7 protein-coding genes are annotated in these 17,128 nt (G+C 64.2%); 4 read left to right on the plus strand and 3 right to left on the minus strand.

Features of this window, described 5'->3' with window-relative positions; translation table 11 throughout:
* Window positions 1-76: 76 nt before the first annotated feature.
* Complete coding sequence (gene aceK / locus CAG44_RS05035; RefSeq protein WP_085589175.1) at window positions 77-1,792, minus strand: bifunctional isocitrate dehydrogenase kinase/phosphatase; 1,716 nt, start codon at window positions 1,790-1,792, stop codon at window positions 77-79.
* Between the two features lie 248 nt (window positions 1,793-2,040).
* Here aceK and CAG44_RS05040 point away from each other — a divergent pair, with 248 nt between their 5' ends.
* Together CAG44_RS05040 and CAG44_RS05045 are read left to right on the plus strand one after the other, a co-directional pair.
* A complete protein-coding gene (locus tag CAG44_RS05040) occupies window positions 2,041-2,916 on the plus strand; it encodes a DMT family transporter (protein ID WP_025340189.1) in 876 nt (291 codons plus the stop codon).
* A 13-nt stretch (window positions 2,917-2,929) separates the two neighbouring features.
* A complete protein-coding gene (locus CAG44_RS05045) occupies window positions 2,930-3,388 on the plus strand; it encodes a DUF4265 domain-containing protein (RefSeq protein WP_085589177.1) in 459 nt (152 codons plus the stop codon).
* A gap of 3 nt (window positions 3,389-3,391) precedes the next feature.
* On the opposite strand, the gene CAG44_RS05050 is transcribed toward CAG44_RS05045, so the two are convergent.
* Window positions 3,392-4,273, minus strand: a complete 882-nt coding sequence (locus CAG44_RS05050) for a DMT family transporter (protein ID WP_041505660.1) — start codon at window positions 4,271-4,273, stop codon at window positions 3,392-3,394.
* Window positions 4,274-4,912: 639 nt separating this feature from the next.
* On the opposite strand from CAG44_RS05050, the gene CAG44_RS05065 reads away from it, so the two are divergent.
* Entirely contained in the window at window positions 4,913-5,773 is an 861-nt protein-coding gene (locus tag CAG44_RS05065) for a formylglycine-generating enzyme family protein (protein ID WP_025340192.1), read from the plus strand.
* A gap of 126 nt (window positions 5,774-5,899) precedes the next feature.
* Entirely contained in the window at window positions 5,900-8,359 is a 2,460-nt protein-coding gene (locus tag CAG44_RS05070) for a TonB-dependent receptor (RefSeq protein WP_085691691.1), read from the plus strand.
* A 209-nt stretch (window positions 8,360-8,568) separates the two neighbouring features.
* On the opposite strand, the gene CAG44_RS05080 is transcribed toward CAG44_RS05070, so the two are convergent.
* Window positions 8,569-17,121 carry an amino acid adenylation domain-containing protein gene (locus CAG44_RS05080; RefSeq protein WP_371916768.1) on the minus strand — a complete coding sequence of 2,851 codons (8,553 nt, stop codon included), beginning with the start codon at window positions 17,119-17,121 and terminating at the stop codon, window positions 8,569-8,571.
* Between the last annotated feature and the right edge of the window lie 7 nt (window positions 17,122-17,128).

A 17,128-nucleotide genomic window follows, 5' to 3' on the forward strand; every position in this document is an offset into this window, starting at 1 on the left:
CCCACTGCCCTCGAGACCTGTGATGTACCTGTGGGAGCGGGCGAGCCCGCGAAGAGGCCAGGCCTGCCAAAGACAGTCACCGCCCCTTGCGCCGATACGGAAACACATCGATCACCTTCCCGTCACGAATCGCCGCCTGCAGCCCCTTCCAGTAATCCGCGTCGTACAACTCCCCATGCAGCCGGCTGAACAAGCGCCGCTGGCCGATATCGGCAAACAGGAACGGCGGAAACTCCTCGGGGAACACGTCATGCGGCCCGATCGAGTACCACGGCTCGCCCGACATTTCGTCTTCCGGGTAACGCGGCGGCGGGATATGGCGGAAGTTCACCTCGGTCAGGAAGCTGATCTCGTCATAGTCATAGAACACCACCCGGCCATGGCGGGTAACGCCAAAGTTCTTCAGCAGCATGTCGCCAGGGAAGATATTCGCCGCCGCCAGCTGCTTGATGGCCAGGCCGTAATCCTCCAGGGCCTCCAGCACCTGGCCCTCGCTGGCGTGCTCCAGGTACAGGTTCAGCGGCGTCATGCGCCGCTCGGTCCAGCAATGGCGGATCAGCACCGTGTCACCCTCCAGCGCCACGGTCGAAGGCGCCACCTCCAGCAGTTCGGCCAGGCATTCCGGCTCGAACTTGCTACGCGGGAAGCGAAAATCGGCGAACTCCTGGGTATCGGCCATGCGCCCGACGCGGTCGACGCTTTTCACCAGCCGGTACTTGTCGATCACCGTGGCCCGGTCGACCGTCTTCGACGGTGAAAAGCGGTCCTTGATGATCTTGAACACGGTGTTGAAGCCCGGCAGGGTGAACACGCTCATGACCATGCCGCGTACCCCGGGCGCCATGACGAAGCGGTCGTCGCTACTGGCCAGGTGGTTGATCAGCGCCCGATAGAACTCCGACTTGCCGTGCTTGTAGAAACCGATGGAGGTGTACAGCTCGGCCACGTGCTTGCCAGGCAAGATGCGCTTGAGGAAGTTGACGAACTCCGCCGGCACCGGCACATCGACCATGAAGTACGAGCGGGTGAAGGAAAAGATGATCGACACCTCGGCCTCGTCGGTGATCAGCGCATCGGCCTCGATACCGTGCCCTTCGCGGTGCAGCAGCGGGATTACCAGCGGCCACTGCTCGTCGCTGTTGAACAGCCGGCCGACCAGGTAGGCGCCCTTGTTGCGGTACAGCACCGGCACAAACAGCTCCAACGCCAGTTTCGGATCCTTGCATACCCAGTCCGGCAGGCACTCGCGCAGCTGATCCTCCAGGCGCGCCAGGTCGCCTTCCAGGTCGCCGTACGGCACTTCGAACGGGTAATCGCTGAACACCGCCCGCAGCAGGCTCTTGAGCCCAGCGTCAGGCCGATAGGTACGGGTTTGCGCGGCGCGCTCACGGCTGCGCATGGACGGTCGGGTGGTGTGGATGAACATGCAGCCGTCGCTGATCAGGTCATGGCTGAACAGGCTGCAGAACAGCGAGTTGTACCAGGTCTCGGACAGCTCGTCGTCCAGCCTTGGGTCGATCAGGTGGATATAGGCGTTCTTCACCAACGGCCATTGTTCCACATCCAGCAGCACGTCCTCGGCAAAGCCCTGGCGCAGCCAGCCATTGACCTCGGCGACCTTCTCTTCATAGAGATTGATGCGGGCGGCGGAGGCACGCTGGATATCCTGCCAGCGCGCCTGCTCGAAGCGCTTGCGGGCACCGAGGGTGATGCGCTGGAAGTGGTCGCGGTAGTTGTCGAAGCCGGCGAGGATCATCCGGGCGATTTCGACAGCGGGCCAGGGCTGGGGCATGCGAGGACCTCGGTGCGGTGTTGAGTTACAGAGCTTAGTCGCCTCTTGGTTTTTGCGGAGCCTGTGCCGGCCTCTTCGCGGGCTCGCCCGCTCCCACAGGATTACCACAGGGCCGAGCATTGCAGAGAACTTGTGGGAGCGGGCGTGCCCGCGAAGAGGCCGGCACAGGTTTACACCGCAAGAAAGCACAAGAATCCCCAGCCCCCCTGGCGTACACTCGCGCCCCTGCCCTGCCTCCGGAGACCGTTGTGAGCCCCATCGCCCTAGCCCGCCTGCTGACCCTTGCCGCCGTCTGGGGGGCGAGCTTCCTGTTCATGCGCATCATCGCCCCCGAGCTGGGCACGGTGCCGACGGCGTTCTTCCGTGTCTCCATCGCCTGCCTGGGCCTGGTTGCACTGCTCGCCGCCGCCCGCGTGCGCTGGGACTTCCAGGGCAAGCTCGGCGCCTGCCTGGTGCTGGGCATGATCAACTCCGGTATCCCCGCCACGTTCTACTCCGTGGCCGCCCAGGTGCTGCCCGCCGGCTACTCGGCAATCTTCAACGCCACCACGCCGCTGATGGGTGTGCTGATCGGCGTGCTGTTCTTCCGCGAACCGATGACCCTGGCCAAGCTCTGCGGCATCTTCCTGGGCCTGTTCGGCGTCGGCATCCTCAGCGGCGCCGGCCCGGTGGCCCTGGACCTGGCCCTGCTGCAAGGCGCCCTCGCCTGCCTGGCGGCCACCACCTGCTACGGCTTTGCCGGCTTCCTCGCCCGCCGCTGGGTCAGCGGCCTGGACAGCCGCCTGTCGGCACTGGGCAGCATGCTCGGCGCCACCCTGATGCTGAGCCCACTGTTCGCCTGGAGCGCGCTGAGCCAGCCACCTGCCAGCTGGGGCGGCTGGCAGGTGTGGCTGTCGCTGCTGGGCCTGGGCCTGCTGTGCACAGCGTTCGCCTACATCCTGTACTTCCGCCTGCTGGAGGAGATCGGCCCGGTCAAGGCCAGCACCGTGACCTTCCTGATCCCGGTATTCGGCGTATTGTGGGGGGCGTGGCTGCTGGACGAACCGTTGTCGATGGCGCACCTGTACGGCGGCCTGCTGATTGGCCTGGCATTGTGGCTGGTGCTGCGCCCGGCACGCAGCTGAAACGGGGTACAGGATGAACGACGCGTACAAGAAGGTCCTGTTCCGCCTGGAGCAGGACGAAAACGGCTACCCGCCCGCCTCGGTCGAGGGCCTGTGGGCCAAGGCCGTGGAAGGCGGCTATGCCGTCGACAACATTCCCTTCCATGTCTACGGCATCGCCCCGGGCGACGTGATCGACACCCGTGAGGAAGCCGGCGAAACCTGGTTCGCCGAACTGCGCCACAGCAGCGGCAGCTCGGTGTTCCGGGTTATCGTCAAGCCCCCGGAAACCCTGGACCAGGTACGCGCGGCCTTGCACGACTTCGGCTGCAACTGCGAAACCGAGCAGGCGGTGAAGATGCTGGCGGTCGAGGTCCCGCCGCAGCGCTCGCTCGACACCTTGCTCTACTACCTGCTCACCCAGCGCGAAGCCGGCCTGCTGGACTTCGAGGAAGGCGTATTGCGCCACGCCATCCCCGAAGAGTTCCGCTAGGGCCTACGCCTCGGCCAGGCGCGCGGCGGGCTTGCGGAACACGAACAGCAAGCCCACCACGATCAGCCCCATGCCCAGCAGGCTGAGCGGCGCCAGGCGGTTGCCGAAGATCAGCAGGTCCATCACCGCGGTCACTGCCGGCACCAGGTAGAACAGGCTGGTGACATTGACCAGGTTACCCTTGGCGATCAGCCGGTACAGCAGCAGGGTCGCCAGCAGCGAGACCACCAGCCCCATCCACAGCAGCGCGCCGACGAAACCGCCAGTCCATTCCACATGCAGCGGCTGCAGCGGCGCGAACAACGCGCACATGGCAAAGCCGGCCAGGTACTGCAGCGGCAGCGTGCCCATGGGGTTGTCGGTGATGCGCTTCTGCAGGATCGAGCCAAAGGTCATGCTGGCCAGCGCCAGCAAGGCGAACAGCATTCCCGCCAGCGACACCCCGCCCAGGTTGATGCCCTGGTAGACCACCATGATCAACCCGCCAAGCCCCAACCCCAGGCCGAACAAGCGGCTCCAGGAGCGCTGGCGCTCCATCAGCACCACGGTCAGGATCGGTTGTACCCCCATCACCGTGGCCATGATGCCGGGGGTGACATGGGTATCGAGCGCCAGCAGGTAGAAGATCTGGTAGGCGCCGAGCAGCACACAGCCGGTGCCCAGGGCCCGCAGGATGGCCCCGCGACTGCGCGGCCAGCGCAGCCCCAGCAACGGGCCGATCAGCAGCAGGCCGGCCAGGGCCAGCGCCGAGCGCAACAGCAGGAAGGCAAACGGGCTGGCATGCGCCAGGCCGAGTTTGGAGACGATTGCCCCGCTGCTCCACAGCAGGACGAACAGGCTGGTAGTGGCCGCCGAGGCCACGGATGCTTTGCTAAAGACAGACATGTATTGCCACCTGATTCAAGGCGAATAAGCCAGACGGACGGCGTGCGCTTCAGCGTGGGAAGTCGCCGACCGTGTTCAGTAGGTTGCGTGTGCGAAGGGATGCGGCCAGAAGCCGATCAGCCCAGCACGACCACGCAAGGAGGCGGAGCTACGCCGCCTACGACGCCACTGACAGGTGGTGGTGGATAGTGACTGATCATCGCCGGCTGCTGGCAGCCACGCACGACCATGCCCGCGACTGGCGCGATGGCAAAGCTTGTGGTGGATGGGCTGGCTGGCATGAACAGGTCTTCGGGGAGAATGCAGTGGGCTGGACTATAGCCCGGTGCCAGGCAGCTGGCAACCTCCCCAAACTCAACTTTGCGCATATCACAGTGGGGCAACTGTCCTGCTCAATCTCGAAGCTTCCGCGATCCCTGTGGGAGCGGGCGCGCCCGCGAACACCGGCGAAGCCGGTGCCATACACCGCGTCGCCTGCTTCGCGGGCATGCCCGCTCCCACAGGGGTTTACGCAACCTTCAAGTTTTGAGCAAGCCAGCCGCGACCATAGGGGCCGCGTCTCTATTGGTTAATTTCTCACCACCCCGATTCGTCTGAATGCGAAACGCAGCCCGCATTCACCCGTTTCGAGGACCACCGATGAACGTATCCGCCTGGCTCTACCGGCCAGCCCAGATCACCTGCCTGCTGCTGGTCAGCGCCTACGCCCACGCCGCCAAGCCCGGCGACGTGTTCAAAGACTGCAAGGACTGCCCCGAGATGGTCGTGCTGCCCGCCGGCAGCTACGTCATGGGGGCCCCCGACGACGAAGTCGGCCGCCAGCCCGACGAGGGCCCGCTGCACACCGTGACCTTCGCCAAGCCCTTCGCCATGAGCCGCTATCAGGTAACCGCCGGCGAGCTGGACGCCTATATCAAGGCCACCGGCACCGTCATCAAGAGCGGCGACGACCGCCCCGGCCGCTGGTGCGAAGCCAGCAAGCCCAGCTACAAGCAAGGCCCCCGCCAGCCGGCGGTGTGCGTCGACTACGACGAAGTGCAGGCCTATACCCGATGGCTGGCGAAAACCACCGGCAAGCCATACCGCATGGTCAGCGAAGCCGAACGCGAATATGCCGCCCGTGGCGGCTCCAGCGGCCCGTTCCCCTTCCCCTTCGACGAACCGGGCAAGTACGAGATCAGCAAGCACGCCAACACCTATGGCCCCAAGGACGGGCATACCTTCACCGCCCCGGTGGGCAGCTACCCGCCCAATGCCTTCGGCATGTACGACATGCACGGCAACGTCTACGAATGGGTCGCGGACTGCTACCACGACAGCTACGAAGGCGCCCCCACCGACGGCAGCGCCTGGATCCAGGACCCCAAGTGCATCCGCGCGCACATGCGCGGCAACGACTGGGGCGAGCCGCCGATCTTCTCCCGCTCGGCCAACCGCAACGACCGCCTCAAGACCACCCGCGGGGATTTCCTCGGCTTTCGCGTAGCACGCGAACTGTGAAGTTGTGACGCGGTTAACGCAGCACCGGCCAAAAAAATCGCCAATAAGAATCGTTCCGGTTTTTCACAGGTGCTGCGTCCTATAGCTGACATAGAAAAAAACCCTCTGCCAACGAGACCGCAATAGATGTCCAAGTCCCTCCCCGGCCCGCTCAACCCGCTTGCCAAAGCATTACTGATCCGTCATTCCCTTCGTCCCCAGCGCGCGTTCACACGCATCGGCCTGGGCCTGGCGATATCCGCTGCGATGGTTGCCCAGGTGCAGGCACAGGAGTGGACCCTGGATATTCCTGCGCAGTCGATGAATTCGGCGTTGCAGGCACTGGCCAGGCAGACCGATACCCAATTGCTGTACAGCCCGGAAGATATCGGTGGCCTGCGCTCCTCCGCACTCAAAGGGCGCCACGACCTCGCTTCGTCCCTGCGCATCCTGCTGGGCGGCAGCGGGCTGCGTTATCAGATCGACGGCAACACCGTGACGGTAACAGCGGGTTCAGCCGCAAAGGACGGCCAGGTCGAGCTTTCGGCGACCAACGTCAATAGCGTGGGCCTGGGGGCCACTACCGAAGGCACGGGTTCCTACACCACCGGCGTGACCAGCACGGCCACCCGCATGAACCTGTCGATACGCGAAACACCGCAAAGCATCAGCGTCATCACCCGCCAGCAAATGGACGACCAGCACCTGGCGACCATTACCGACGTGCTGAAGCAGAACCCGGGCATCACCATGTCCCAGGACGGTGGCGAGCGCTTTCATATCTATTCGCGCGGCTCGGAAATCAGCACCTACCAGCTCGATGGCGTGAACACCGCGCAGGACTACCTGACGCGCAACATGCCCAACACCCTGATGGACATGGCCATGTTCGACCGCATCGAGATCGTCCGCGGCGCCACTGGCCTGATGACCGGTGCGGGCGAACCCAACGGTGTGGTCAACATGGTACGCAAGCGCCCCACGCGTGAATTCCAGTCGTATGTGCAGGCCGGTGTGGGCTCGTGGGACTACTATCGCACCGAGGCCGACGTGTCCGGCCCACTGATCGAAAGCGGCAAGCTGCGCGGCCGCCTGGTGGCCGCCAAGCAGAGCAACCAGAGCTACATGGACTGGTACAGCCAGGACCGTGACCTGGTCTACGGCGTGCTCGAAGCAGACCTGACCGATACCACCACCGTGCGCTTCGGCATGGACTACCAGACCTACGACGCCAATGGCGCGCCAGGTGTGCCGCTGTTCTTCAGCAATGGCCAGCCCACCAACTTCTCCCGCTCGACCAGTTCCGGGCCGCGCTGGATGTATGAAGACTACACCACCAAGAACTACTCCTTCGGCCTGGACCAGGAGCTTGGCAATGGTTGGCAGTTGAAGATGGCCGGCAACTACATGGATGTCGATCGCGACTCGCTGTCGGCGTTCTACCGCACCGGTGCGGGCGTATCTACCCTCGATCAAGCCACCGGCAACGCCAAGTCCGACCTGCTGCAAGTCGATGCCCACCAGGTTCAGCGGGGCATGAACATCACGCTGCAGGGGCCTTTCGAGCTGTTTGGCCAGACCCACGAACTGGTTACCGGCTTCGACTACATGGATTACGAGAACAACCACTTCACCGGCAGAGCTGGGGAAGCCACATTCAACTTCTACACCTGGGGCAACCGCATACCGCAACCTGGCAACTATTCGCCACTGCTGGACTACGACCTGACCATCCGCCAGACCGGTTACTTCATTGCCACCCGGCTCAACTTCACCGACGACCTGCACATGATTCTCGGTGCCCGTACAACCAACTACCGTTCGGACTCGAACCAGGTGGTATTGACCACTGGCACTGGCAACCCCACGCAACTTAAGGAGCACGGAGAGGTAACACCGTACGCCGGCCTGATCTATGACCTGACCGATGAGCAATCGGTGTACGCCAGCTACACCGATATCTTCAAGCCCCAGACCAGCCGCGACCGTACCGGCAAGGTGCTGGACCCTGTGATCGGCAAGAACTATGAAATGGGCTGGAAAGGTGAATTCTACGATGGCCGCCTGAACGCCAACGCGGCGATCTACCTGATCAAGCGCGACAACTTCGCCGTGACCGACACCGATTTCGAGGCACCCCAAGAAGTAACCTGGACGGTTTCCAAGGCTGTGGACGGTGCCGAGACCAAAGGTATCGACCTTGAACTGTCCGGCGAAGTAGCGCCTGGGCTGGAAGTTCACACCGGTTATAGCCATTCGCGCACAGAGGACTCCAGCGGCACTCGCCAGACACCTCAGCTACCACTGGACACCTTCCGCCTGTGGACCACTTACCGCATGCCCGGCGAATGGGACCGCCTGACCGTAGGTGGGGGCGTGAACTGGAACTCCAAGCAATCCTTGGTCACCAGCTACAAGACTCGCATCACCCAGGAAGACTACGCCGTGGCCAGCCTGATGGCCCGCTACAAGATCAGCGAGCACCTGGCCGCCACGCTGAACGTGGACAACCTGTTCGACAAGAAGTACTACGCAGGCCTGGCCGGCAACTATGGCCACTATGGCGCGCCGAGAAACGCGACGCTGAACCTGCGCTACGATTTCTGATCAGCAGAACGAAAAAAGGCGACCCTGGAGGTCGCCTTTTTCATGCCTGCATGGTCTTCGCGTCGGTACGCGGTCCGTTGTAGGAGCGGCCTTGTGTCGCGAAAGGGCTGCAAGGCAGCCCCGGCAATTCCTGCATCACTGCTGAGCCCCCGGGGCCGCGTTGCGGCCCTTTCGCGACACAAGGCCGCTCCTACACAGAGTGAGCAGGTTTACTGGCTGATCGTATCTGCCAGCAACAGCCTGGCAATCATCCCCTCAAGGACATCCACCTGCTCAAGGATGTCATAGTGCCCGGCATCAACAGCAATGTCCTGGCAGCTACCCGAGATGCCACCCGCGTGCGCGCCCTCCCCCGCCCACCAGCAACTTGCCGCTGCCTCGGTAGACGGTAGCTGGCGCAACTGACGCGAAAGCGCCTTGAGTTTCATGGCCACGACAAAGGTCTGCGCCAGATCAGCGTTGCCGATTTCGGCATAGGCCGACTGTGCAGCCTGTGCGGTCCGTGCCGTTTCGATCACGCGCTCCAGGGCATCCTGAGTACTGCCTGCCGGCACGACCGGCAGCACCAGTGCATCGGCCGAAACCCCGAGAATCACCGCCAGGAAGCCACGCAGGTCGGCGCTCCAGTCACTTTCCTGCACGGCTTGCCTGGCCGAGGGCACGAAGCTGTCGATCAAGGCCAGCACCGCAACCCGCTGCCCCTGGCTTTCCAACTCCTTGGCCACCAACACCGCCAGGGTGCCGCCCAGCGACCAACCTGCCAGCTGATAAGGGCCTTCAGGTTGCTTCTGCCGAATGTACTGTGCGTAATCGATAGCCATCGTTTCCAGCGAATCATCCACCCAGGCGTGATCCAGCAGCATCCGGCATTGCAGGCCATAAACCGTGCAACGGCCTTCCAGCCGGCGCGCCAATGGCTCGTAATCGAACACCGTGCCAAACCCGGCATGCAGGCAGAACAGCGGCGTACTCGCGTTCACTCGGCTGTTCAGCAACAACAGCGGGTCCAGGCTGGCATCGTCGGGGGCATAACCCGACAACTCGGCGATGGTCGGCCGGGCAATCACATCACGCAGTTTCAGTTCGATAGGCAAATCCTCGCGGGCACGGACCTTGGACAGCATCTTCAGCACGCGCAGCGAGTCACCACCCAGTTCGAAGAAGTTGTCATCGACACCGACCTGCTCGACTTGCAGCACTTCCTGCCAGATCGCTGCGAGCGCCTGCTCGATTGCATTACGCGGGGCAACCCATGCCCGGCCTGCGGCAAACTCGGGTGCAGGCAGGCCATTGCGGTCGATCTTGCCATTGGAGGTGAGCGGCAGCGCCGGCATCAGTACAAGCTGTGCCGGCACCATGTGATCCGGCAGGTCGGCGCGCAGGGCATCACGTAATTGCTCGGCGCGGGTATCGGCATTGTCCGTCACCACGTAGCCGATCAGTTGCTTGCCCGTGCTGATGTCACGCGCCACCACCACGGCATCGCGCACGCCAGCCAGGTTGCGCAGGCGTGCCTCGATTTCTCCCGGCTCGATGCGGAATCCGCGAATCTTCAGCTGGTTGTCCAGGCGCCCGAGGAAGTCGATGACACCATCGGCGCGGCGACGCACCCGGTCACCGGTGCGGTACAGGCGGCCCCCCGTGGCAAACGGGTCGGCCACGAAGCGCTCGGCCGTGAGAGCAGCCCGCTGGTGATAGCCACGCGCCACGCCCTCTCCGCCGATGTAAAGCTCACCGGCCACACCATCGGGCAGCGGGTTGAGGTGCTGGTCCAGCACGTGCAGCGTGCGCTCGCCCACGCGGTCGCCGATCGGCGCGTACACAGCCTCACAGGTTCGTTGCACCGGCACTTTCCACAGCAGAGGCGTAACCACGGTTTCCGTCGGCCCATAGCCGTTGGTCAACCAGCGCGGACGCAGCGTGCGCTTGACGTGCTCGAACAGGGCGTCCGGTACCGCATCGCCGCCAAAGCAGTACACCCGCATCGCTGGCGCAGGCTGCTGCTGGCTGTCGGCGAATTCGGCCAACTGTTGCAGGTAGGCCGGCGGGAAGCAGGCGATGTCGATACGCTGGGCATGCAAGGTCTGCCAGGTTTCTTCTGCCGTCCACAGCCGGTTGTCACGCACCACCAGGCAACCACCCGAGGACAACGTCGACAGCCAGCGTTCCTGCGCCCCGTCGAAGGCGAACGACATGAACAGCAGCTCGCGGGTCTGCAGGTCCATCTCGTACAGCCCGGCGATGGCCTGGCAGTGCATGCGAATCTGGCCGTGGCTCACCGCCACACCTTTGGGCTTGCCGGTGGAGCCAGACGTGTAGATCAGATAAGCCAGGTTATCCGCGCACGCGCGCTGTTCAGGTGCAGTAGCAGGCAGATGGTCCAGCGCTTGCTGGTCCAGCTCGACGCACCGCGCTACCTGGGTAAAGCGCTGGCGCAGGCCACTGCTGGTGACCAGCAGGTGCATTGCCGAGTCCTCGACGATCCACTGCAGGCGCTCTTGTGGGTAGTCGATATCCAATGGCACATAAGCTGCGCCGGTCTTCATCACCGCCAGGAAGGCCACGATCACCTCCACCGACCGCTCCAGGGCAATGCCCACGCAGCTTTCCGGGCGCACGCCCTGCGCGATCAGGTGGTGGGCAAGGCGGTTGGCGCGCGCGTCCAGCTGAGCATAGGTCAACTGTTGGCCGCCGCAGACTACCGCCATGGCCTCGCCACGCTCACGGGCATGCCCGGCGATACGCTCGGCGAGCAGCGGCTGCTCGCGCCCAGGTGCCGCAAGCTGGTTGCGCAAGTCGGCGTGCCTTGCCTGCGCCGGCGTCAGCATGCCCAGGCTGCCCAGCGTGGCCTGGGGATTGTCCAGCATGGCGCTCAGCAGGCTTTCGAAACTACCGCGCAGGCACTCGACAGCGGCTTCGGTAAAGCGGTTGCGCAAGTACAGGAACTCTACCGAAAAGGTTTCGCCCAATTGCACGGCCAGGTCCATGGCATAGTTGGTGACGTCGCGGTTACGGACTTCGCCAAAGCGCAACGTTCCGCCGCCGCCCTCGCGCAGGCGGTCGTCAACCGGGTAGTTCTCGAACACCACAATGCTGTCAAACAGCGCTTGCCCTGGCCGCCCGGCCCAGCGTTGCACATCGGCCAGCGCTGCATGCTCGTGGTCGCGCAACTCCAGGTTGTAGTGCTGCAGCTGGTGCAGCCAGTCGCTGACAATGTGCTGGGGTTGCGGCGCCTGCACCACCGGTAGCGTGTTGATGAACAGCCCCAGCATCTCGCCTGCACCGGCCAGGCTGCTGGGGCGCCCGGCCACTGTGGCGCCGAAGCACACGCTGGCCTGGCCGGTGTAGCGTTGCAGCAGCAACAGCCAAGTGGCCTGGACCAGGGTATTGGGCGTGACCCTCAGGCGCCGGGCCTGGTCACGCAGGTGTTGCGTGCGCTGCGCATCCCAATGCAGATACAGCGCATGGTGCCCGACAAGCTTGCCGTCCGCCTGCGGCGCAACACTGTCGGCCAACAGCGTCGGCCCCTCCAGGGCACGCAGCTTCTCGCTCCAGAACTGCTCCAGCTTGCCCATCGGCTGCTCGGCGAGCCAACGGATGTAGTCACCGAAGCGCCCCCCCGAATGGCTGGCAGGCAGGCCGTGATAAACCTGCAACACCTCGCCCAGCAACCGTGAATTGCTCCAGCCATCCATGAGGATGTGGTGGCGCGACCAGATCAGGTGCAGGCGTTGCTCATCCACTCGAACCAGCGTCAGCCGCATCAGGGGGGCACACGCCAGGTCGAAGCCTTCGGCAGCCTCCTCGGCTGCCAGCGCCTGCAAGGCGTCGCTGGTCACCTCACGCCCACGCCAGTCGAGCACGCGCAGCGGCAGGCTGGCCTGACGCTGCACCACCTGCAAGGGCTCCGCCCACCGGGCCGATGACAAGAAGACCGTGCGCAGGATGTCGTGGCTGGCGATCACCTGGTTCCAGGCCGCGACGAAGCGGTCGATGTCCAGGCCGTGCACATCGACCGCAGTCTGGTTGATGTACAGCGCGGCGTCGCTCTCCTGCAGGGTATGGAACAGCATGCCCTGTTGCATCGGCGACAGCGGGTAGATATCGGCAATCTGAACAGCAGGTACCGGCAGGTCGTCCAGTTGCGCCTGGTTCAGACGGGCCAAGGGGAAGTCCGATGGCGTGAGGCCTTGGGTGTCATCCTGGCAGCAATGGTTGATCAAGGCCTTGAGTTCTTCTGCATAGGCATCGGCCAGTTGCTGGATGGTCGAGGTATCGAAGACTTCACGGCTGAACGTCCAGCCCAGTGTCAGCTCGCCGCCGTACACCTGGCCATTGAGCGCCAGCAGGCTGCTCAATGGCGCGTCCTCATCCTGGTTCAGCCCGGCATTCTCGCTAGCCGGTTTGAACAGGCTCGCCTGCTGGTCGAAGCTGCCATCGAACTGCCCCAGGTAGTTGAAGATGATCGCCCCCTGGGCCAGCGCCGCCAACGTCTGCCGAGCTTCACCAGCCCCCAGGTAACGCAGCACACCATAGCCCAGGCCCTTGTGGGGCACCGCGCGCAGTTGCTCCTTGATGGTCTTGATCGAGCTGGCCAGCTCGGGCTGAGGGCTGAGGTTGACCGGGTACATGCTGGTGAACCAACCCACCGTGCGGCTCAGGTCGATACCGTCGAACAGGTCTTCGCGGCCATGACCTTCCAGGCGCACCAGTACCTGCGGCTGCTCGGTCCAACGGCTGACCACACGGGCCAATGCCGTCAACAACAGGTCGTTGATCTGCGTGCGATAGGCTGCCGGTGCCTGCTGCAACAGCTTGCGGGTCCAGAGCGGGTCCAGGCGAGTGCTGACCGACGTTGCATGCTTCTGCCGGTTTTCGCCCTGGGGATGATCGCAAGGCAAAGCATCGCTGGCGCCTTGCAGTTGATCACGCCAGTAGTGCAGTTCATGTTGCAGTGCCTGGCTGCTGGCATAGGCCTGCAGCTGTTCGGCCCAGACCTTGAACGCGCTGGTCTTGGCCGGCAACTTCAGCGGCTGGCCGAGGACAAGCGCCTGGTAGGCCTGTTGCAGGTCTTCCAGCAGGATCCGCCATGACACGCCATCGACCACCAGATGATGAATGACCAGCAGCAGCCGCTGGCTGCCGTCTGCCAGCGTTGCCAGCACGGCGCGCAACAGTGGCCCCTGAGCCAGGTTGAGGCTGCGCTGGGCCTGATCAGCCAAGCGTTGCAGCGCCTCTGCATCAACGCATTCGCGTACCCACAGCAGCTCGGTCGATACCGGCGCGCCGATCGCGGCCTGCCAGCGCTCGGCACTCTGCCAGACATTGAGCCGCAGCAGGTCGTGATGGGCATGCAGGTTGCCCAGCGCCATGCTCAACAGGTGCGCATCCAGTGCCTCACCAGGCTCGAGCAACACCGACTGGTTCCAGTGGTCACGTACTACAAGCGCTTGCTCGAAGAACCAGTGCTGCACCGGAACAAGTGGCAGAGGCCCGGTGACCACGCCCTGCTCCAGTGCTTGTGCTTCGCTGCGCCGGGCAACCGAGGCCAGCCCCTGCACGGTCTGATGCTGCAGCAACTCCTTGGGGGTGAACTGGATATCCACCTGGCGCGCACGGCTGACCACCTGCAGCGAAATGATCGAATCGCCGCCCAGCTCGAAGAAGTTGTCGGTCAGGCCGACCTTCTCCAGCTTCAGCACATCCGCCCAGATCGCCGCGATCTGCTGTTCCAGATCACTCTGCGGCGCGATGTACTCGCCCTGCGACTGGCTGGCATCCGGCTGCGGCAGGGCCTTGCGGTCCAGCTTGCCGTTCGGCGTCACCGGCAGCTTGCCGAGCAGCAGCAGGTGCGCCGGCACCATGTAGTCCGGCAAACCGGCCTTCAGCGCCTCGCGCAGGCTGTCGCGCAATGCGCCTTCGTCTTGCGTGCTGTCGGCAGGCACCACATAGCCCACCAGCTGCTTGCCGCTTGGCCCGTCCTGGGCCAGCACCACGGCTTCCTGCACACTCGGCAGTTCCAATAGACGCGCCTCGATCTCACCCAGTTCGATACGCAGGCCACGGATCTTCACCTGGTGGTCGATGCGCCCGGCATAGTCGATCACACCATCGGCGCGGTAGCGCGCCAGGTCGCCGGTGCGGTACAGGCGTCCGCCGGTGTCGCTGAACGGGTCCGGCACGAAGCGTTCGGCGGTCAGCGCCGGGCGCTGGTGGTAACCACGGGCCAGGCCGACACCACCGAGGTACAGCTCGCCAGCACTGCCGCGCACCGCCGGTTGCAGGCTGCCTTCGAGGATGTGGGTCTTGAGGTTGTCGATCGGCTGGCCGATCGGCACGCTGATGCTTTCGTCCGGCTGGCAGGTCCAGTGGGTCACGTCGATCGCCGCTTCGGTCGGGCCGTACAGGTTGTACAGGCCCGCCGCCGGCAGGCGTTGCAGGGTCTGGCGGGCCAGTTCGGCCGGCAACGCCTCACCGCTGCACACCACGCGCTTGAGGCTGATGCAGCTTTCGACTGCTTCGTGGGTCATGAACGCCTGCAGCATCGACGGCACGAAGTGCAGCGTACTGATGCCGTGGTGGTTGATGGCTTCGACCAGCAGCTGCGGGTCGCGGTGCGCGCCCGGCTGGGCCACGACCAAGCGCGCGCCGGTCATCAGCGGCCAGAAGAACTCCCACACCGACACGTCGAAGCTGAACGGGGTTTTCTGCAGCACGCTGTCGCCGGCGTCCAGCCCGTAGGCTTTCTGCATCCACCACAGGCGGTTGACCAGCGCCTGATGGCTGTTGCCAGCGCCTTTCGGGCGACCGGTGGAGCCGGAGGTGTAGATCACGTAGGCGAGGTTCAGCGGGGCCACATCGATGTTCGGGTTGGCATCGCTGTAGCCGTCGAAGTTCTCAGTGTCCAGGTCCAGGCTGCGCAGGCCGGCCGGGATCGGCAGGGTCTCGCGCAAGTGCGACTGGGTCAGCAGCAAAGCGATGCCGCTGTCCTCGAACATGTAGCTCAGGCGGTCCTGGGGATACTCAGGATCCAGGGGCACATAGGCGCCACCGGCCTTCACGATGCCCAGCAGGCCGATGACCATCTCCAGGCTGCGCTCCATGGCGATGCCCACCAGCACGTCCGGGCCCACGCCCTGCTCGCGCAGCTTGTGCGCCAGCTGGTTGCTACGACGGTTGAGCTCGGCATAGCTCAGGGTCTGCTCGCCAAAGGCCAGCGCCGGGGCATCCGGGGTGGCGAGTACCTGGGCTTCGACCAGCTGGTGGATGCTGGCTTCGCCTGGGTAATCGGCTTGCGTGGCATTCCAGCCATGCACGATCTGCTGCCGCTCCCCGTCATCCAGCAATGGCAGCTCAGCCACTCGCTGGCCTGGGTTGGCGACGATGCCGTGTAGCAGGTTCAGCCAGTGTCGCGCCATCTGCTGTATGGTCGAGGCATCGAACAGGTCGGTTGCAAAGGTCAGCGTGGCGCTGATGCCTTGCTCATGTTCGAAGCTGTCCAGCGTGAGGTCGAACTGCGCCGCGTGCACGTTCCATTGCAGGCCCTCCACCTCCAGGCCGGGCAAGCTGCGGCGCTCGCCCTTGCCCCGGGTCTGGTGGTTGTACATCACCTGGAACAACGGGCTGTGGCTCAGGCTGCGTTCAGGCTGCAAGGCATCGACCAGCTGTTCGAATGGCAGGTCCTGATGCACCTGTGCGCCCAAGGCTCGTTGCCGCACTTGCGCCAACAGCTCGGTGAAGGTCAGTTGCGTGTCGAACTCGGCACGCATCACCTGGGTATTGACGAAAAAGCCGATCAGCCGCTCGGTCTCTACGCGGTTACGGTTGGCGATGGGCACGCCCACGCGCACATCGGCCTGCCCGGAGTAGCGGTGCAACAGTACCTGGAAACTCGCCAGCAGCAGCATGAAGGGTGTCGCCCCCTGGAGCTGCGCCAGCTGTTTGAGTGACAGGCTCAACGCTTCGCCCAGGTCAACGTCGATCCGCTCACCGCGGTAGCTTTGCAGCGCCGGGCGTGGCCTGTCGGTGGTCAGTTCCAGCACCGGGTGGTCGTCGCCCAGCTGCGCCATCCAGTACGCCAGCTGACGCTCACGCTCGCCAGCGTCCATCCAGGCACGCTGCCAGATCGCATAATCGGCGTACTGGATCGGCAGCTCGGCCAGCGCCACCTCCCGACCTTGGCTATAGCCCTCATAAAGCTGTACCAACTCATCGATGAGCAAGGGCATCGACCAGCCATCGGCGACGATATGGTGCAAGGTGAGCACCAGCACGTGCTCGCCCTGCGCCAGTTCCAGCAGTTTTACCCGCAGCAGCGGCCCATGGACCAGATCGAACGGCTTCTGGACCTCAAGCGCGACCTGCGCCTGCAAAACCTGCTCATCCACGGCCCCCAAGGCCTGGCGGGCCAGCTGGAAAGGCTGGTCCGGGTGGATGACCTGCATCAGCTGGCCATCTTCCTCGGCAATGGTCGTGCGCAAGGCTTCATGACGCTGGATCAGCGTCGCGAAGCTGCGCTGCAGGGCTGCCAGGTCGAGCTGCCCCCTGAACCTGAGTGCGGTCGGAATGTTGTAGGCCGAGCCGGTGGGCTCCAGCTGCCAGATAAACCACTGGCGTTGCTGGGCATAGGACAGCACAGGGCGTTCGACATCGTGCCTGGCCACCGGGATGGGCAGTTGCGCGAGCGTGACGCCCTTGGACGCCAGTTTTTCGAGAAACAGCTTCTGCTGTGCCAGGGGCAGACGGATAAAGCGATAAACCAGGTCTGCG

The sequence above is a fragment of the Pseudomonas sp. B13(2017) genome, assembly GCF_002113245.1.
Lineage (GTDB): Bacteria > Pseudomonadota > Gammaproteobacteria > Pseudomonadales > Pseudomonadaceae > Aquipseudomonas > Aquipseudomonas putida_Z.